Raw genomic sequence first — 17,606 nt, 5'->3', positions numbered from 1 at the left:
AGTGCATTTAGCAAAAAGCTATACTACTCTCTTTAAAACTATACCATCCCTGTACAAAGAGCATCCCCCCTAATGCTACCGTTACGTTCCAGTTCACATTTACGCAATGCTGTCGAACAGCACACCGCGTTCATTACCTTTACGCCAACTGGCCATATTAAAACCGCAAGCCCGCTGTTTTTAGACGTTATGGGTTATACCCTGAACGACATACGCGACAAGCACCACCGCATGTTCTGCAGCCAGACTGAAACACAGACGTTGGAATATCAGGCGTTTTGGCAAGCATTGGCGGCCGGTGAAAGCCATCGGGGTACATTCCGGCGTTTTAACGCTCAAGGCAAAGAAGTATGGCTGGAAGCCACTTACCTGCCGATTTGTGATCGGCGTGGCCGCGTCCATGAAGTGGTCAAGTTAGCTAATGATATTACTGACGCCCACCTGCTGGCTGAGCGCAAGAATGCTGTCCTTCAGGCACTGAACAGCTCAATGGCGGTAATTGAATTTACGCCCGAAGGCAACGTTCTCAATGCCAACGAAAATTTTGAACGCACGCTGGGTTACCGCAAGGAACAGATTATCGGAGTGCATCATCAGCGCTTTTGCCCTGAAGACTTTTATAAAACACACCCGCATTTTTGGCAGTCCTTATCCCAAGGCGAGCTTATGCAGGGTAAATTTGAGCGTATTGATGCCCAAGGAAAAAGCGTTTGGCTAGAAGCCACCTATAACCCTATTTTTGATTCAAGCGGCAAAGTGTTTAAAGTGGTCAAATTTGCCACTGACATCACTCGCGCTGTCGAAGAAGCGGAAGCGACCAAGCAGGCGGTTTCCTCTGCGCAAAGCACCTCCACCCAGACAGAGCAAATAGCCCAAAGCGGCCTGAACCACCTGCAGCGGGTTATGCGTGATACGGACCAGGCCGCCCAAACCATAGCGGAAGCGCAACGGCTGATCGAAGCCCTGAATCAACAGGCCAAGAGCATCAATAGCATTACGGCATCAATTGCCCGCATTGCCAATCAAACCAATTTGCTATCACTGAATGCCGCTGTCGAAGCTGCCCGGGCGGGTGAACAGGGCCGCGGTTTTGCCGTGGTTGCCAACGAAGTGCGCCAGCTTGCCAAAGGCTCAAGTAACGCGGTAACTGAAATTACTCAGCTGCTTAAAGAGAATACGGCGCTAGTAATGAAAACTACCGAAGCCATGCAGCAAGTCGTGGAACAAGGTAAATCAAGCCAGGCAAGCGTTGGTGAAATCGAGATTATCGTTAACGAGATCCTGTTAGGCGCGCGCAACGTATCGACCACGGTTGAACAGCTGGCGTTAGAAGCTTCGTAAATTTACCGAGCACATTAAAAAAGCCCGAGGTTTAAATAACCTCAGGGCTTTTATATGCGCAGTGCTTAACGCTTATTTAAGTGACGTTTTACGCAAGTAAGGTAGTACAGCTTCAAACTCACCAAATTTCTGCTTGGCGTCAGCATCTGAGACGCTAGGCGGAATAATCACGTCCTGACCAACGGTCCAATCAGCAGGCGTCGCAATACCGTGTTTAACGGTTGCCTGAAGTGCATCGAGCGCACGCAGAATTTCTGCAAAGTTACGCCCTACCGTCATGGGGTAAGTCATGGAAAGCTTGAGCTGTTTGTCCGGGCCGATAATAAATACCGAGCGTACCGTGGCGCTATCGGCAGGCGTGCGGCCATCCGGCAGGTAAGCATCTTCCGGCAACATGTCAAAAAGCTTTGAAACCTTAAGGCCTTCGTCAGCAATGATCGGAAAGTCAACATCGCTGCCGCTGTACTTCGTGATGTCGCCCGCCCAACGCTTGTGATCTTCAACGCCATCTACCGATACACCAATCACTTTCGTACCGCGCTTTTTCCACTCGGCACTTAGCGTGGCCACGGCACCAAATTCGGTGGTGCAGACTGGCGTAAAGTCTTTGGGGTGTGAAAACAAAATAGCCCAGCTGTCGCCAATCCACTCGTGGAACTGGATAGGCCCCTGGCTGGTTTGGGCTTCAAAATCGGGAACGACCGCATTGATACGTAATGACATAGTGCCTCCTTCGCGGGTGATTAATATTTTTTAATACCTTAAACCACCTATAGATAATTCACTATAGAACATTTAGTGCTAAGACTACGAATATTCTCCTAACGTTCACTCGTTTTTCTTTTCAGGACAGTGCGCCTGAATCTTATGAGCCAACCAGACGCCCTGCTATCTAAATAGTGGGACTGGGACCTTTATGCTTTATGCGTGTCAGCCAGCGCTGCTTAGCGTGATGTCTTAAGTTGGCTACGCTATCGGTTTCATCAATGATGTCCTGGCCCAGGATGGTTTCAATAATATCTTCAAGCGTAATGAGGCCCACAAAGGTGCCATGCTCATCGTATACAACACGCATATGCAGATGGTCCTTAAGCATTGAAGCAAACACATGCTCTACATTATGCGCGATGTCCACGCTACCAATAGGATGCATAAGCTCGCGCATGATTTTAGCGTCATCGGCGTGATACATGTCGGCTTTATGCACATAGCCAAAGGCCATTTCACCGTTATCCATCACTGGAAAACGCGTAAACGGTGCCTTGCCGTACTGCTGATCAAACGTCTTGACGTCCATGTTCGGTGGTACTGTCACGCACACCGTTCTTGGCGTCATGGCTTGACTTACGGCAATTTCATGCAGGTTAAGCATATTGATGATGGTGCGCGACTCATCGGCATCCAGCACCTTCTCCTCAAGCCCAACACGTGCCAGCACCTTGATTTCATCGCGCAGATCAACGTCATGCTCTGACGTGCCCAGCCGACGTGTAATCTGCTCTGACATCCAGATAAAGGGCAGTAACCCCACTATCATCGGCTTTAATAAACGCGGCAAAAACGGTGCCAGGCCGCGCCAGTAGGTGGCGCCAATCGTCTTGGGGATAATTTCAGAAAGCACCAGAATCAGCATCGTCATGACAGCAGATACGATGGCAATTGAGGCTTCTCCGAATACCACTGCCGCCTGTGCCCCCACCGCTGTTGCACCAACGGTATGCGCAATTGTATTAAGCGTCAGTATCGCCGCCAGTGGCCGGTCAATGCTGGTTTTAAGCTGGCTAAGCGAGGCATGCAGCTTGGGCTTCTCTTCTTTTAGTTTGGCGATATAGCTTGGCGTAATGGAGAGCAAAGCCGCTTCAAGGATGGAACATAAAAAGGATAGTGCGATGGAAAGCGTGGCAATCGTGATGAGCAGGAACATGAGCGCCTGAGGTGAGGGGTTATAGCGTGTTTATAGGAGCAAATATGGACGCCTGTCAATAGACCTCTGTAGGCCTTTTCTGACATGGACAATGGTGGCCCGCCCGCAGAATGTCTAAGCGCCTGGGTGGAAAGGTATTAAGCGATGGCGGCATGCCGAAAAATAATTTTAGGTTATCTCAATCAGTATTTAATGTTATAACATATCAATTATGATTTTGATAACTGACTACGTTTTTCTTTGACGAGGTTAACTTATGACCGCCACCGCCTCTTCGACCACCCTACTTCCTCTTCATGCCGCTCAAGGCAAAGATATCAGCGTGCTGCCGCGTATATTTGAAGACTCTATTAACATTGCCGTAATGCAACGCCGCTTACCTGCCGACGTTGCACTAAGTGCTACGGCGCAATGCCAAACAGAGCGCCCCTGGCAGTTTTCATGGTTAGGTACCCCCGATGACAGCCTCATAGAAGAACTTAGGCGCTGCGCGCCGCAGCCGGATGCGGCGAATGCTCTTATTGACGATATTGTGTCCATTGCCCAGGCGGTTGCTTATCTGTTTGATACACAGACCGTAGGTATACGGCTTAGAATATTAAACGAGGCGATGTGTCCGCGTTTTCATTGCGACAATCTTCCTGTGCGCTTAGTGACAACCTACCTAGGCCCCGGCAGTGAATGGCTGCCCGAAGAAGCTGTTAACCGCGATGGCTTGGGAGCCCCGACTCCTGACAGGCCTGAAATAGTACTTAAACCTGATGCCGTCCAAACGCTCAAAGCAGGCGATATCGCGCTTATTAAAGGCAGTGGTTGGGAAGGATGCGAGCATAGCGCTCTAGTGCACCGCAGCCCCTCATTAAGTAATGGACAAAGGCGACTGCTGTTAACAATCGATCCTGCTTGATATGTGGGCCTGTCATGAACGCGTCATCCACACCTGATAATAATTTGTAAAATCTAATCAGGTGTGGGGATTGTTATGCGTAACAAAATATTGCTTGCGAGTTTGATGTGCGCCTCAATGCTAACGGCTACCGTTCATGCGGAGCCGCTGGGTGGCTTAGCATTTTCTGAGACGACGCCTCACAGCTCAAGCATGACCATGAAGGACGATTTCACCATTGTTGGTGATCAAGATTTAATGGCGATGGATGCTATAAATTCTAATGGCGTTGTCAGCGCCATTATTGAAATCCCAACAGGCACATCAGCTAAATGGGAAGTTAGTAAAGAAGATACTAACGCGGTTTACTGGGAATATAAAAATGATGCGCCCCGCGTTGTAAATTATCTGGGTTACCCCGGAAATTACGGTGCGATTCCTGGCACAGATCTACCTAAAGAAATGGGCGGTGATGGCGACCCACTCGACGTGATTGTGCTAGGCCAGGCAATTCCACGCGGCGAAATCGTTGATGTGCGCGTTATTGGCGTTCTGAAAATGCTGGATGGCGGTGAGCAAGACGACAAGCTCATAGCAGTTCTTACCCAAGGCTCACCATTTGCCAATGTTGAAAGCATGACGCAGCTCGATAGTGAATTCCCTGGTGTTAGCCAAATCATCGATATTTGGTTTGCAAACTACAAAGGGCCCGATGGCGGTATGGAAGGACTTGGGTTTGAAGATGCCGAATCCGCTTTAGCTGTATTAGAAGCGGCCGCTGAGAATTTTTCAACGCCATAAATAAGCTGTGTTATATAGCAAAACAAATGCAAAAATAACCAAGCTTATCAGCAGAACGCCTCTATACAGAGGCGTTTTAGGTTTACTAAATCACTACTTAATCAAGCAAATACTTCCGTCCACTCACCGCGTTTGGCGAGCAGGTCGCGGGCTAATTCCTGGGCGCCTTCCAGGCTGTGGCTGGCGGCCCATCCACACTGCATTTCATTGCAGGCAGGTACTTCGGTGGCGACCAGTACATCGTTCAGCGTTTGTTCGATGATAGTTAGCACGTCGTCGTAGTTATCGTGGTTAATCATCGCGATATAGAAGCCGGTTTGGCAGCCCATGGGGCTGATATCGACGACTTTATCGGTATGATTGCGCGATAGCTCGGCCATTAAGTGCTCAAGAGAATGCAGCGCAGGCATCTCCATGTGTTCTTTATTCGGCTGGCAGATACGCAGATCGTATTTATGGATCTGATCGCCGTTCTGGCCTTGCTTGATATCCGCCAGACGCACGTAAGGGGCTTTTACCTTGGTATGGTCCAGGTTAAAGCTTTCAACGTTCATTTTCTTTTCAGTCATGTTTGCTCCGTGTTTATCGGTGTCGTGAGCCCATTCTACACGCTGGGTTTATACCTTGGGGGCATCAAAGTTCCACGGTTCATCGGTATACACGCACACATTGGCGTCTTCGATATCGCCATCGGGTGATTCAACATGCTCAGCGAAGAAGTCCTGAATCTCTTTACGCTGACAATGCGCTTCAAACTCTTCGCGGCTGGCCCAGATTTCATGGAATACGATCGGGTAACCGGTGCCTTGAGCGAAGGGATTATCGATCTGGCGCGTCACCGTGTAGTGAATGCAGGCGTCTTCCCGGTGAGTATTTGGTTCAAGCGACTGAAGCGCCTTGAACACCGCCTCTTCTTTGCCCGGTTTGGGTTTAAAGCCGGCAACACAGTAAATTTTCTCTGACATGATCGCGTCCTAAGTCGTTACGTGTAGCCTATTATGCGGCTTCAGGAACGGGATACCAACCTAACCGATCAGTCGCTCCGCCAGCGTTTCCAAATCAGGCACCGTCATATCCGGCTCGACCCCCCACGGATCAAAAGGCGCATCGGAATGACGCCGCACCCAGGCACTGCGTAGCCCTGCATGGGTTGCACCAATCACGTCAAAGGGATTGCTGGAAATTAACCAGGTATGCTCAGGGCGCGTCTCCAGCTGCGATCGAAGATACGCATAGACTGCCGGGTCTGGTTTAAAGCGCTTGATATCATCCACGCTCACCACCGCGTCCATATGGCTTTCTACCCCCGCACGTGTCAGCAGCTGTGTAACCGCTTCAACCGTACCATTGGAAAACGCCACGCAGCGGATACCCGCGTCACGTAGCTGATCAAGGGCGGACACCACGTCAGGGAAGGCAGGAAGCTCTGCATATATAGCCATCAGGTGATCGTGGTCGTTATCGGAAAGCCCCGCCTGTAGCGTACGGTTGGTGAACACCAGGGCTTCTCGTGTGCATTCTGAGAAAGGCACATAAGCCCCCATCAATGCGTGACGAAAGCTGTACTCCAGCTGCTTCTCCCGCCAACGCTTAGCGAACTCGCCCGCCTTGGAGGCATCCGTCAGGCGCCGTTCAAGCTCGATGGTAACCCCTTGGGTATCAATCAGCGTGCCGTAAACATCAAAAGCCAATACCGGTTGCATAGTCACTCCTGCCTATCAGTCGATCATGCACTCTGTTCAGCATAGCCGCCTTGTTCAAAAACAAAAACGCCGCTGCATAAGCAGCGGCGTTTATAAGGTCAGCGCCTATCCATTAAACCGTAAAGGCAGCTTCCTGATGGCCTTTTTTCAGATCGCCTGAACGCGTAAGCTCATCCGCCACCCGGTCGATCGCACGCTTGGCACGCCCAATCATGTCATCAACTTCAGCGCGATTGATAGTCAGCGGTGGCGCGAAGCCCAGGATATCCCCTTGGGGCATGGCGCGAGCAATCAAGTTCTCTTCCATCGCCGCTGCCGCCACGCGTGGGCCAACTTTTAATGCCGGGTCAAAGTGCAGGCGTTGTTTCGCCTCGGGCGAAAACTCAAGCGCGGCCATCAGGCCAACACCGCGCACATCTCCTAAAAGCGGATGGCCTTCAAAAGTAGCCTTGAGCTGTGCCTGGAAGTAAGCGCCTGTTTCCGCGGCGTTGCCCACCAGGTTTTCACGCTCGATGATATCCAGATTGGCAATACCCGCCGCACAGCCCAGCGCGTGGCCAGAGTAGGTCCAGCCATGGCCAATGGGGCCAAACTCGCCGGTACCCTGCTCAAGCACTTGCCATACTTTTTCACCCACAATCACGCCGGAAAGCGGTTGGTAAGCACTGGTAAGGCCTTTAGCAATCGTGACCAGATCCGGTTTCATGTTGTAGTGGTGGCTGCCAAAGTCAGAGCCGGTACGTCCGAAGCCACACACCACTTCATCAGCGATCAACAGCACATCGTACTTGGCAAGCACGGCTTGAATCGCGTCCCAATAACCTTCCGGCGGCGGTACAATACCGCCCGTGCCCAATACCGGCTCGCCGATAAACGCCGCCACGGTATCCGGGCCTTCTTCAAGAATCATCGCTTCCAGCTTTTCGGCGCAGTAAGACGAGAACTCAAGCTCGGTCATGCCGTGCTGCTCGGCTGCCCGCAGGTAGTAGTGCGGCGCTTCGGTATGGCGGATGGTATCGATAGGCAGATCAAAATGGTCGTGGAACGCCTTGAGGCCCGTTAGTGAGCCCGAAGCAATACCCGAACCGTGGTAGCCGCGCATGCGTGAGATGACCTTTTTCTTCTGCGGGCGGCCCAGCACGTTATTGTAGTAACGCACAATTTTCAGCTGGGTTTCGTTAGCGTCTGAGCCTGACATGCCGTAATAGACCTTGGACATGTTCATGCCGGCAATTTTCAGAATACGCTCGGAAAGCGCAATCTGCGGCTCATTCGAGTGGCCTACGTAAGTGTGGTAGTAGGAGATTTCCATTGCCTGCTTGTAAATCGCCTCGGCAATTTCCGTACGGCCATAGCCGATATTAACGCAGTAAAGCCCGGCAAAGCCGTCGATAAATTCGCGGCCATCCTTATCCACAATATTGATGCCTTTACCGCCGGTAATCACACGGCCAGGCGCATCGCCATGGGCGAAGTCACGCAGATGGGTAGAGGCGTGAAAAGTGACTTTGCGGTCGCGTTCAATCAGGTCCTGATGTTGGCTCATAACGTTCTCTCTGTACGATAAACCTTCCTACTGTTAGGAAAGTTTTTAAAAATTAATAAGACTTAAATTTACATGCAATAAGCGGAGCTCTGCGAGCAAAGGTCTGGCTAGGCGAACCGTCGCCGAGAAAGCGGAGTGGACATTTGTCCATGAGCATTTCTCGGCGACGGTTCAACAACGCCAGGCCGAAGCGCAGCTAGCTCCCCGAGACCGAACCCAGCGCGCCCAGGCAGTAATACTTGGTTTCGAGATACTCGTCGATACCGGTGGCGCCGCCCTCCCGGCCAAGGCCAGACTGTTTCACTCCACCGAACGGCACCGGCGGGCCAGTCATCTTCACCGAATTTACGCTGACCATGCCGTACTCAAGCGCACGCATCAGCTTCCATATCCGGCGAATATCATGGGTATATACATAGGCCGCCAGGCCATACTCGGTATCATTAGCAAGCTCGATGACTTCTTCATCGCTTGAGTAAGCGGTAATCCCGGCCACGGGGGCAAAGTTCTCTTCCCGCCAGACTTTCATTTGTGGCGTTACGCCCGTTAATAGCACCGGCATAAAGAAGTTTTCGCCCGGTGCTTGGCTCTGATCTCCCATCACCAGCGTGGCGCCCCGAGAAATCGCATCATCGACAATCGAGGCGGCCTTCTCTACCGCCTGGCGATGAATCAGCGGGCCAAGATCGATCTCGCTCTGCAAACCATTGCCGACGGTTAGTGCCGCCATACGTTCGGTAAACTGCGCAACGAACGCATCATGAATGGATTCGTGCACCAGAATACGGTTGGCCGCCAGGCAGTCCTGCCCCGCCGTCTGAAACTTGGCCGCGACCGCCGCGTAGGCCGCTTCTTTGGGATCCATATCCGGCCCGACGATAAACGGCGCATTGCCACCCAATTCCAGAGAAAGGCGTTTGACGGTACCGGCACTTTGCTCCATTAACAGGCGGCCAACGCGGGTGGAGCCGGTAAACGACAGTGCCCGAATGCGCGGCTCGCTGCACAGTATTTTAGAAACCTCGGCAGGCTCACCCAGCACAACGTTAAAGATACCGTCCGGTATGCCTGCCCGCTCGGCTAATTCTGCCAGCGCCAGCGCTGAAAAGGGCGTCTCATTGGCCGGTTTCACAATCACCGGGCAACCAGCAGCCAGCGCGGCCGCCGCTTTACGGGTAATCATTGCCAGCGGAAAATTCCACGGCGTAATCATCGCGGCGATCCCGACAGGCTCTTTGATAGTCCCCAATGAGGCGTTGGGAATATGGCTGGGGATAGTTTCCCCGTAAGTGCGCTTACCTTCTTCGGCGAACCAGCGCACAAAGCTTGCACCGTACTCTACTTCACCACGCGCATCAGGCAGCGGTTTGCCCTGCTCCAGCGTCATGATAGCCGCCAAATCTTCGCGGTTGGCCTGAATCAAATCGTACCAGGCGAGCAGGCGCTCGCAGCGCTCATCAGCACGCAGTGCGCGCCAGTGAACGAAGGCGGCCTCGGCCGCATCGACCGCGGCGGTAATCTGGTTGGCTTCAAGCAGCGGGATATGGCCAATGACTTCATTGGTCGCGGGGTCATACACCGCTTCTTCACGGCCACCTTCCCCATGTGTCCACTTGCCGTTCACATAGGCGTACTGGCGGAACAGGCGTGGGTCTTCCAAGCGTTTAACCAGCGTGGTCGATAGTGTGGTCATGGGAACCTCCCCTGGTTGAAGCCACTGAAAGGCGACAAACCGTTGCGCGTTGACGATTGAAAAAGATCGGCTTTTGGCCAATTTTTTTGATGTGCCTAGCGTAAGGGAGATAGCGCACGAAGTGTTTTTGAAAACCCGTGCTTATCGTGCGGCTTTTTTTGTCAACGGGCGTTTGGAAGTGGTTTTTTTTGGCTTGTGCAAGCGTATCGGTACGCACTATCAAACTAAAATTACAAAGAGTGTAAATAGTCGCGATATTTTAAATTTAAACGTTTCTTACCATAATACTCGGCTAAGATGACTCTAGTTCTGACAATTGTGAGCCAACTTGCTCAACAAATATAGTTACGTTAAGGCTTAGTAAGCTGAGAGACCTTTTCCGTGTACCGATTTTCTGCCTATTATCAGCAGCTTTCACAGTGTCTCGGTAACGTGACGGTGCGCGACCTATACGACAGTGACCGGCAGGATGAGCGTCTGCGCTCGCTCAAACGTATTACCGTTTGGCTGGCCACGTTCTATTTCTCTTATACGCTTGTCGATATCAATTTGCTGCCTGATATTACTTTACGCTCAGTGTTGTTGCGTGGATTAATCGTTGGGCCACCGACCATTATGCTATTTGCTTACTATCAGTGGTCGGTTTCTATTCGCCACAAGGAACTAGCCGGTGTTTGCCAAGCTTGCCTGGGCACCCTCGTATGGTGTGTAGTTCTTCTCGGCTCCAATGATCCTAACGTATTAAATTATTTTTACGCGGGGCTGGTATTTTTTTTAGTGCTCACCATCGTTATTAACCCCCCGTTTGAGTACAGTCTTTATGGTTCTCTATTTGTATTTGCCTGCCTTTATACCACCATCTGGTTTTTGGAAGGCGCCAGCGTCGGGTATGTTCTCCATCACCTATCTGTAGGGATGCCTGTACTGGTGCTTTCGTTAATGGCCAACTATCGTTTCTCAGCCGAATCTTTAAGGCTCTATCTGGAAAAAGTGAGCGTAGAGCAGCTACGCGAAGAATTAGCCACTCGTAACGCGGAGTTAGAGCGACTTTCTTGCATTGACCCTCTTACCGATCTTGCCAATCGCCGAGCCCTGGCTCTTCACGCCAAAGCGCTTCAGCGAAACGTCAGCGCGTCCAGAAGGGTGGCCATCATCCTTATCGATGTGGATAATTTCAAAGCTTATAACGACTACTATGGTCATACCCAAGGTGATAGCTGTCTATGTAAAGTGGCAGAAGCTCTACGCAGCGCCTGTGATACTAACGACGTTGTGTGCCGATATGGCGGGGAAGAGTTTCTGGTTTTACATCACAATGAGGCATCCTCATTTAAAAGCTCTCTTGTCTTAGCAGAGAGCATCCGCCAGCAGATTATTGATCTTGCCATACCTCATCAGCCCACAGACGGCATACTAAGTGTCAGTGTTGGAGTGTGTTATGGCTCGCTAGACGACAGTACCAACCTTCAAACCTTGATCAAATCGGCCGATGAAGCGCTTTATCAAGCGAAACGCGAGGGCCGTAACCGGGTATGCCACAATGTTCATAGCGCTACATGCCCCCCATTAGCATCTGGTGAGGCCATGAACATATTATAATGGTCCCCTAAAGCCTGCTTGCGCTCACTTCAGCGTATCCCGCCCGCTAAAACGCCATTAACCAGATGATTAAGATCAGAGAAATGCGTCAACATCGACAGGCAGCGGCTCACGCTTGACCGTCTTGGTCACGATATAGGTGAAGTAACGCTCAATGCCCGCTTCGGATACTAGCCATTTATCCATTAGCCGCTGATAGCTATCAATCGTACGGGCCTCAAACTTCACCAGATAATCGACCCCACCGCCGACGGCGACACATTCGGTGACCTCTGGTGTATCCATTACAAGGGCTTCAAAGCGCGCAAAGCTTTCGGCATTGTGCGCTTTAAGCTCAATCTGCACCCACACCGGGTTGCGCGGCACCAGTACATCGGCATTGATACACGCTGTGTAGCCCTGAATAACCCCCGCCTTTTCCAAACGCTTGACGCGCTCCCAACAGGGGCTGATCGAAAGGTTGATTGCCTCGGCCAGCTTGGACTTGGTGATCCGCCCATCACGGGAGAGGATATCGAGAATTTTAAGATCAAAACGGTCGAGTTTCATCATGCCTAGGGCTACGCCTCCAGGCGATCAACAACATCGGCAATCACCGCAATGGTGTCCCCCATGTTGACCAGTGCCGGCGCGCGCCGGGCCATCAAAATGCCATCGCGTTCGGCGCGGTAGGCAACCGGCTCGCTGCCGGTGCGGGTCATATCAAAAATGTAAGCCAACACCTGCCCTTTCGTCACGGCATCGCCCAGCGCCACGCAAAGCTCAAGTACGCCGGAGTGCTGGCTCTGCACGTAGCAGCTGGCATCCGGCATATCGAGATAGATCTGCCCGCTTTCAGGTATTTCTACCTCGCCTGCTATTAGCCCGTAATGGATCAGGAAGTTGCGCACGCCGCGCTCGGTAATCGCCATGCTTTGCGGCGTGGAAGTGCCGCCGCCGCCCAGTTCCGTGGCTACAAACACCTTGCCCTGACGCTCGCAGGCGGTATCAAAGAGTTTTTCAGCATCCAGCTCAAACATCACCATGGCGTAAGGCGCACCAAACGCTTTGGCGCCTTCCAGCGCGGCCTGCTGCTGGGCCTTGTCATCCAGCACATGAGAAGCGCCGAACGGCAGAATATCCAGCGTGCGGCCACCCGAGTGCAGATCCAGCACCACATCGCTCATGGGCACCAGCACGCGGGTAAAGTAGTCGGCGATTTGCAGCGTTACGCTGCCGTTGGGGTCGCCCGGAAAGCTGCGGTTAAGGTTGCCTTTGTCCATGGGTGAGGTGCGCGTGCCTGCCATTACGGCCGGAGTATTCATGCACGGCACGATGATGACGCGGCCACTCACTTCCTCTGCGGTAAGCGCATTGGCAAGCTTAAGCAGTGAAGTAATACCTTCATACTCGTCGCCATGGTTACCGCCGGTTAATAGCGCCGTCGGGCCTTCACCATTTTTGACCACCGTGATCGGGATCATTATCGCCCCCCAGGCCGAAATATCGGTGGAGATAGGCAGCTTTAAAAAACCGTGCTGCACGCCGTCAGCATCAAAGTCGACAGTCGCGGAAATCGGGCTCGGTCGCAGGGTCATAACGAATCCTTAATCAGTTGCTTAACGGCTTATCGTCATTTAACGACTTATTATTTAACAAATAACTGCCGTGGAAAATTGGCCAGCGTTTCACAGCCTGTTTCAGTAATCAGGATGCTTTCGGTAATTTCCAGCCCCCAGTCTTCCACCCATAATCCAGGCATAAAGTGAAAGGTCATGCCGGGCTTCAGGATGGACTCATCAGAGGGGCGCAGGCTCATGGTGCGCTCGCCCCAATCCGGCGGATAGGAGATACCGATGGGATAACCACACCGTGCGCCACCCCGGTCAAAGCCGTATTTATCCATGGCAGCGCCCAAGGCCATCGCGATATCGGCGGTGCGATTGCCGGGCTTGGCGACCGCCAGGCCATTTTCGATACCTTCCAGCAGGGCCGATTCAGCGCGAATAAAGTCGGTCGGCGGCCGGCCCAGAAACACGGTACGCGACATAGGCGCGTGATAACGCTTGAACACCCCGGCAATCTCGAAGAACGTGCCCTCGCCTTCACGAAACGGCGTATCGTCCCAGGTTAAATGCGGGGCAGCGGCATCTTTACCGGTCGGCAGCATGGGCACAATGGCGGGATAATCACCGCCGTGTACTTTGCCGTTTTCATCCACAAAGCCTTCGATCCCCACCCGATAAATCTCCGAGACCAGCTTGCTCTTGGGCAGGCCCGGCTCGATAACTTCCAGAATGCGCGAGTGCATGCCTTCAACAATCTTGCCGGCAATGCGCATATAGGCGATTTCCTGGGGCGACTTGATCGCCCGGCACCAGTTGACCAGCGCATTGGCATCTATAAAGCGCGCGTGGGGCAGCTCACGCAGCAGGCTCTGATAGGCTTTGGCAGAGAAATAGTAGTTATCCATCTCCATGCCCACCACGCCGGTATGCCAGCCGCGGTCAGGCATGATCGACTGGGCCAGATAATCCATCGGGTGCATATCCGGATTCTGAACGTAGTAATCCGGGTAATAGGTAATATTGGCAGGGTCGATCCAGCAGGTTCGCAGCGCACCATTGGCATCCATACGCCGCCCAAACCATACCGGCTCGCCCTCAAGGCTCACCAGTACGCACTGGTGTACATAAAAAGACCAGCCATCATAGCCAGTCAGCCACGCCATGTTAGATGGATCACTGACGATCAATACATCAATACCGCGGCTGGCCATTTCAGCACGCACCTTCCACAGGCGCTGAGCATACTCTTCACGCGTAAAAGGCAGGGAAACCTGAGTCATCGGGCAACTCACCATCAAAGATCACCAAGAACCGGTGCGCGTTTTTTTACGCCAAGCAACGGACCAGAGGGTCGACCTGGCCCCGCCGCTTGAGGGCTTGCCAATGTCGTCTTAGCCCGATACTAGCACCACCCCTTGGTTGCGGGTCAAAACCTTTATGCCCCTCAGTTCAATTGTTCTTTCAAACGGCTGCGTAAAAGCTCCAGTACGGCGCGTTCATCCGGACCAATGAGCTGCTCGTTTTCAAGTTCGTTCTTAACCAGCTGGCGAAAGTGCTCCAAGGTGCGGCCATCCAGGTAACTCTCGACCACCCGCGGGTCAATGTAGCTGGCCTTAGCGATACTTGGCGTATTGCCTAGCGATTGCGCCACACGCTCCACCGCCTGACGGACATTTTTCTGGCTAGCCTTGTCATCTTCGCCAATACCCAGCTCTTCAAGCGCCAATGCGGCAAGTGACGTACCTGCCCAGGTGCGGAAATCTTTTGCGCTGAAAGCTTCGCCCATTACTTCGTGGATATAGTCGTTCAGATCAGCACTATCGACACGCACCTTGCTGCCATCTTCGTCAAAGTACTTAAAGATTTCGTAACCTGGAATATCGTCAAGCTCAGCGACCACCTGGGCGAGCTTCGCATCCTCGACGACCCGATGCTGTTGCTGGCCACTTTTACCCTGATAATCAAAAATCAGCTCATCGCCCTCAATGGTGAGGTGCTTGGAGCGCATGGTGGTTAACCCGTAGGATTCGTTTTCCCGTCGATAGCGTTCACTGCCGGGCCGAAAGTAGGCGCTGTCGATCAGCCGTACCATGCAGGCCAACACTTTCTCCCGGGGCAGGCCTTCAAGCGTTAAATGCTGGCCCGTTATACGCCGCATGGTAGTCAGCCGTTGGGCGAAGTCGACGATACGATCAAACTTTTTTGCCTCGCGAGCTTCTCGCCATTTGGGGTTATAGATGTACTGTTTGCGCCCAGCGTCATCACGCCCTACCGCATAAATATGATGGCGACGGTTTAGCGTGATCTCGACTTCATGCCAGGCAGGAGGAATGGCTAGCGAATCGATCCATTCCCGCCAGCGCTTATCGCGTAACGTCTTTCCTGTGGGTGTTTTATAAGTGAACCCCTTGCCACTGCGGTGGCGAGTCACCTTACGAAGCGAAGCCTCGGGCATGGTAATTTCCCTTTACCGTGATGTTCGTCTAAGCGTAGGCCAAACGAAGCGTTTTATCGTGACATGTTACGACTTGCAGCCTGCAGTCGACCTCACCCATGATAGTTAACAGATGAATCCACCACGCCAGGAGACAAGATGAAAATTGTTGTGCATACCGACGAGGCCGAACAATGGCGCACGGCCCTTTCTGAAGCGCTACCTGACGCGACGATCGTCACCAGCGATGCTCCCGAAGAGGCGCGACAAAATGCTGACTATCTCGCCGTGTGGAAGGCGCCTGCGCATCTCTTGAAAGAGCAGACTCAGCTTAAAGGCATCATCAACCTGGGCGCCGGAGTGGATTATTTGCTCAATACGCCAGGGCTGCCCGCCGATGTTCCCATCGTGAAACTGCGCGATGCGGGTATGGGCGATCTCATGGCCGACTATGTCCTCTACGGCGTCTTGCACTTTTACCGCAGCATGGACTGCTACGCCGCTCAGCAAGCCAGCGCCAAATGGCAGCCACAACGCGTGGTTGATAAAGCCGATTGGCCGGTGGGTGTGCTCGGTCTAGGAGCCATCGGCGCGTATGTGGCAAGCGCCCTACAACAGGCAGGCTTTCCTGTGCTGGGCTGGAGCCGCTCGCCCAAGACGATTAAAGGCGTACAGTGTTTGCATGGCGATGAAGGGCTGGATAAGCTGCTTAGCCAGGTGCAGAGCGTAGTCACTATTCTGCCCGACACTCCCGCTACCCAAGGCATTCTTAACGCCGAACGGCTTGCCAAACTGCCCAAAGGCGCCAGCGTGATAAACCCCGGGCGGGGCAGTCTGATTGATGAACAGGCGCTTCTTGAGGCGTTAGGTAATAACAGCCAACCCGGCCACCTACGCGGCGCACTGTTAGATGTGTTTTGCGAAGAGCCGCTGCCTGCTGGAAATCCTCTTTGGCAGCATCCACGGGTGATAGTCACACCTCATATGGCGGCCCCAACCCCACTAAATGACGCCATTGACCAGGTTATTTCCTATCTGCATGCCTTTGAGGCAGGTGAAACGCTGACTACCGTTAACCCCAACCAAGGCTACTAAAATGCTTAAACCCTGGGTAGCGAACGCGTCAGGTGAGAGCGCACGGCGTTTTCTTGGGTAGATGATAGGCAGTCGCCAGGAATCAGTACGTAACCGATGTTAAGATAGACATATAAAGCGTTTGGATATGGTTATGTCAGGCTATGGAAAAGCGAGACAGACGTATTTGCCGACATATCGAGACATGGAAACAGAGCAAAGCAACCAGGCAATGGCGCTAAACCCGCCGCCTGGCCATTGATCAAATACGCTTTAGCACTGCCCTAACGCCCAATTTATTGGGCATCGCTTGCTAACAAGGAGAGTCACTATGCGACCAGCCCGCTCAAAGCACCCTTTGGGTTCTGTCATTCCTTTATCGGCCCGTACGCTATTGGGCACCGCCTGCCTTTCGTTATTCTCGCTGCAGGTAAGCGCGGGCGAAGAAGCGCCCAGCAAGCTTGCGGATCTAACGCCGTTTGAAGCCCAGTATAGGCTTGAAACGCGCGGCTGGCCGTCGGCCACCATTAACCATAAGCTCAGCCAGGAAGGCCTGCATTGGTTAAGCGATATGAGCTTTTCAGTGACCATTGCGCGCGGTCAGGAATACAGCCGTTTTTCAGTCAGCGAAGACTCAATACGCTCGCTGCTGTACAGCAGCAGCTACTCGTTGATAGGCGTTGGCGACAGCTATCAATTGAATGAAGACGATATTCCCTCCATAGACCGTCAAGCCGCGCTGGTAGATCTATCGCGTCGCGCGGGCCATGAAAATTGCACGCAAAGCGCGCCGTGCGATATCGAGTTCGTTGACCATCGCGGCCGTGATGAGCATTTCCAGTATTACTCCGTGCCAGGCCTGCAGACGGTGAGCGTGCCGGCGGGTGAATTCGAGGCTCAGCAGGTGGTATTAAACGATATCGAAAAACCTGACCGTTTCCTGGAAATCAATTTTCACCCCGATAGGCCTGGCCTGATTCTATCTGCGGAGTACCGCAAGGAGGGGCGCCGTCAAACCCGTATCAGGCTTACTCAATTTAACCCCTAAACGAGCTACA

Annotated in this window: 17 protein-coding genes; 6 read left to right on the top strand and 11 right to left on the bottom strand. The window is 52.7% G+C overall.

Going from position 1 to position 17,606, the window contains the following annotated elements; all coding sequences use genetic code 11:
- The first annotated feature begins 72 nt into the window (after positions 1-72).
- Positions 73-1,341 (top strand): methyl-accepting chemotaxis protein, encoded by a 1,269-nt coding sequence (locus D467_RS0104965; protein ID WP_018916407.1) that lies wholly within the window; start codon positions 73-75, stop codon positions 1,339-1,341.
- Between the two features lie 72 nt (positions 1,342-1,413).
- On the opposite strand, the gene D467_RS0104960 is transcribed toward D467_RS0104965, so the two are convergent.
- Both D467_RS0104960 and D467_RS0104955 read right to left on the bottom strand, forming a co-directional pair.
- Positions 1,414-2,064 carry a peroxiredoxin gene (locus D467_RS0104960; protein ID WP_018916406.1) on the bottom strand — a complete coding sequence of 217 codons (651 nt, stop codon included), beginning with the start codon at positions 2,062-2,064 and terminating at the stop codon, positions 1,414-1,416.
- Between the two features lie 169 nt (positions 2,065-2,233).
- Positions 2,234-3,265, bottom strand: coding sequence for a CNNM domain-containing protein (locus tag D467_RS0104955; protein ID WP_018916405.1), 1,032 nt, complete (start codon positions 3,263-3,265; stop codon positions 2,234-2,236).
- A 256-nt stretch (positions 3,266-3,521) separates the two neighbouring features.
- On the opposite strand from D467_RS0104955, the gene D467_RS0104950 reads away from it, so the two are divergent.
- A complete protein-coding gene (locus D467_RS0104950) occupies positions 3,522-4,172 on the top strand; it encodes a DUF1826 domain-containing protein (RefSeq protein ID WP_018916404.1) in 651 nt (216 codons plus the stop codon).
- Positions 4,173-4,247: 75 nt separating this feature from the next.
- Positions 4,248-4,952, top strand: coding sequence for an inorganic diphosphatase (locus D467_RS0104945; protein WP_018916403.1), 705 nt, complete (start codon positions 4,248-4,250; stop codon positions 4,950-4,952).
- Between the two features lie 101 nt (positions 4,953-5,053).
- On the opposite strand, the gene D467_RS0104940 is transcribed toward D467_RS0104945, so the two are convergent.
- The 5 genes from D467_RS0104940 to D467_RS0104920 all read right to left on the bottom strand — a co-directional run bounded on the left by D467_RS0104940 (position 5,054) and on the right by D467_RS0104920 (position 9,894).
- Positions 5,054-5,521 carry an S-ribosylhomocysteine lyase gene (locus D467_RS0104940; protein ID WP_018916402.1) on the bottom strand — a complete coding sequence of 156 codons (468 nt, stop codon included), beginning with the start codon at positions 5,519-5,521 and terminating at the stop codon, positions 5,054-5,056.
- A gap of 48 nt (positions 5,522-5,569) precedes the next feature.
- A complete protein-coding gene (locus tag D467_RS0104935) occupies positions 5,570-5,917 on the bottom strand; it encodes a putative quinol monooxygenase (protein WP_018916401.1) in 348 nt (115 codons plus the stop codon).
- Between the two features lie 60 nt (positions 5,918-5,977).
- Entirely contained in the window at positions 5,978-6,655 is a 678-nt protein-coding gene (locus D467_RS0104930; RefSeq protein ID WP_018916400.1) for a haloacid dehalogenase type II, read from the bottom strand.
- 112 nt (positions 6,656-6,767) lie between these two features.
- Entirely contained in the window at positions 6,768-8,201 is a 1,434-nt protein-coding gene (locus D467_RS0104925) for an aminotransferase (RefSeq protein WP_018916399.1), read from the bottom strand.
- A gap of 196 nt (positions 8,202-8,397) precedes the next feature.
- Positions 8,398-9,894, bottom strand: coding sequence for an NAD-dependent succinate-semialdehyde dehydrogenase (locus D467_RS0104920; protein WP_018916398.1), 1,497 nt, complete (start codon positions 9,892-9,894; stop codon positions 8,398-8,400).
- Between the two features lie 432 nt (positions 9,895-10,326).
- Here D467_RS0104920 and D467_RS0104910 point away from each other — a divergent pair, with 432 nt between their 5' ends.
- Complete coding sequence (locus D467_RS0104910) at positions 10,327-11,493, top strand: GGDEF domain-containing protein (RefSeq protein ID WP_244147803.1); 1,167 nt, start codon at positions 10,327-10,329, stop codon at positions 11,491-11,493.
- Between the two features lie 75 nt (positions 11,494-11,568).
- Here D467_RS0104910 and D467_RS0104905 read toward each other — a convergent pair whose 3' ends face one another.
- The 4 genes from D467_RS0104905 to D467_RS0104890 all read right to left on the bottom strand — a co-directional run bounded on the left by D467_RS0104905 (position 11,569) and on the right by D467_RS0104890 (position 15,495).
- Positions 11,569-12,045: an Lrp/AsnC family transcriptional regulator gene (locus D467_RS0104905; RefSeq protein WP_018916395.1), complete on the bottom strand. Its 477-nt coding sequence runs from the start codon at positions 12,043-12,045 to the stop codon at positions 11,569-11,571.
- Between the two features lie 8 nt (positions 12,046-12,053).
- Positions 12,054-13,070: a N(2)-acetyl-L-2,4-diaminobutanoate deacetylase DoeB gene (gene doeB / locus D467_RS0104900; protein WP_018916394.1), complete on the bottom strand. Its 1,017-nt coding sequence runs from the start codon at positions 13,068-13,070 to the stop codon at positions 12,054-12,056.
- A gap of 50 nt (positions 13,071-13,120) precedes the next feature.
- Positions 13,121-14,320 carry an ectoine hydrolase DoeA gene (doeA, locus tag D467_RS0104895; protein WP_018916393.1) on the bottom strand — a complete coding sequence of 400 codons (1,200 nt, stop codon included), beginning with the start codon at positions 14,318-14,320 and terminating at the stop codon, positions 13,121-13,123.
- 164 nt (positions 14,321-14,484) lie between these two features.
- Positions 14,485-15,495 (bottom strand): DNA topoisomerase IB, encoded by a 1,011-nt coding sequence (locus D467_RS0104890; RefSeq protein ID WP_018916392.1) that lies wholly within the window; start codon positions 15,493-15,495, stop codon positions 14,485-14,487.
- A gap of 138 nt (positions 15,496-15,633) precedes the next feature.
- On the opposite strand from D467_RS0104890, the gene D467_RS0104885 reads away from it, so the two are divergent.
- Together D467_RS0104885 and D467_RS0104880 are read left to right on the top strand one after the other, a co-directional pair.
- On the top strand, positions 15,634-16,569 hold the full coding sequence (locus D467_RS0104885; protein ID WP_018916391.1) for a 2-hydroxyacid dehydrogenase: 936 nt from the start codon (positions 15,634-15,636) through the stop codon (positions 16,567-16,569).
- A 310-nt stretch (positions 16,570-16,879) separates the two neighbouring features.
- Positions 16,880-17,596 carry a hypothetical protein gene (locus D467_RS0104880; RefSeq protein WP_018916390.1) on the top strand — a complete coding sequence of 239 codons (717 nt, stop codon included), beginning with the start codon at positions 16,880-16,882 and terminating at the stop codon, positions 17,594-17,596.
- The last annotated feature ends 10 nt before the right edge of the window (positions 17,597-17,606 follow it).

It is taken from the genome of Vreelandella zhanjiangensis DSM 21076 (genome assembly GCF_000377665.1).
GTDB lineage: Bacteria > Pseudomonadota > Gammaproteobacteria > Pseudomonadales > Halomonadaceae > Vreelandella > Vreelandella zhanjiangensis.
This window is presented reverse-complemented; position numbering and strand designations above follow the sequence as displayed.

Excerpts from the sequence above, each read along its gene's own strand:
- D467_RS0104950 (WP_018916404.1), top strand. The coding sequence starts at position 3,522 with ATGACCGCCACCGCCTCTTCGACCACCCTACTTCCTCTTCATGCCGCT.
- D467_RS0104890 (WP_018916392.1), bottom strand. The coding sequence starts at position 15,495 with ATGCCCGAGGCTTCGCTTCGTAAGGTGACTCGCCACCGCAGTGGCAAG.
- D467_RS0104960 (WP_018916406.1), bottom strand. The coding sequence starts at position 2,064 with ATGTCATTACGTATCAATGCGGTCGTTCCCGATTTTGAAGCCCAAACC.
- D467_RS0104880 (WP_018916390.1), top strand. The coding sequence starts at position 16,880 with ATGCGACCAGCCCGCTCAAAGCACCCTTTGGGTTCTGTCATTCCTTTA.
- D467_RS0104965 (WP_018916407.1), top strand. The coding sequence starts at position 73 with ATGCTACCGTTACGTTCCAGTTCACATTTACGCAATGCTGTCGAACAG.
- doeB (WP_018916394.1), bottom strand. The coding sequence starts at position 13,070 with ATGACCCTGCGACCGAGCCCGATTTCCGCGACTGTCGACTTTGATGCT.
- doeA (WP_018916393.1), bottom strand. The coding sequence starts at position 14,320 with ATGACTCAGGTTTCCCTGCCTTTTACGCGTGAAGAGTATGCTCAGCGC.
- D467_RS0104940 (WP_018916402.1), bottom strand. The coding sequence starts at position 5,521 with ATGACTGAAAAGAAAATGAACGTTGAAAGCTTTAACCTGGACCATACC.
- D467_RS0104930 (WP_018916400.1), bottom strand. The coding sequence starts at position 6,655 with ATGCAACCGGTATTGGCTTTTGATGTTTACGGCACGCTGATTGATACC.
- D467_RS0104920 (WP_018916398.1), bottom strand. The coding sequence starts at position 9,894 with ATGACCACACTATCGACCACGCTGGTTAAACGCTTGGAAGACCCACGC.
- D467_RS0104885 (WP_018916391.1), top strand. The coding sequence starts at position 15,634 with ATGAAAATTGTTGTGCATACCGACGAGGCCGAACAATGGCGCACGGCC.
- D467_RS0104955 (WP_018916405.1), bottom strand. The coding sequence starts at position 3,265 with ATGTTCCTGCTCATCACGATTGCCACGCTTTCCATCGCACTATCCTTT.
- D467_RS0104905 (WP_018916395.1), bottom strand. The coding sequence starts at position 12,045 with ATGATGAAACTCGACCGTTTTGATCTTAAAATTCTCGATATCCTCTCC.
- D467_RS0104925 (WP_018916399.1), bottom strand. The coding sequence starts at position 8,201 with ATGAGCCAACATCAGGACCTGATTGAACGCGACCGCAAAGTCACTTTT.
- D467_RS0104935 (WP_018916401.1), bottom strand. The coding sequence starts at position 5,917 with ATGTCAGAGAAAATTTACTGTGTTGCCGGCTTTAAACCCAAACCGGGC.
- D467_RS0104945 (WP_018916403.1), top strand. The coding sequence starts at position 4,248 with ATGCGTAACAAAATATTGCTTGCGAGTTTGATGTGCGCCTCAATGCTA.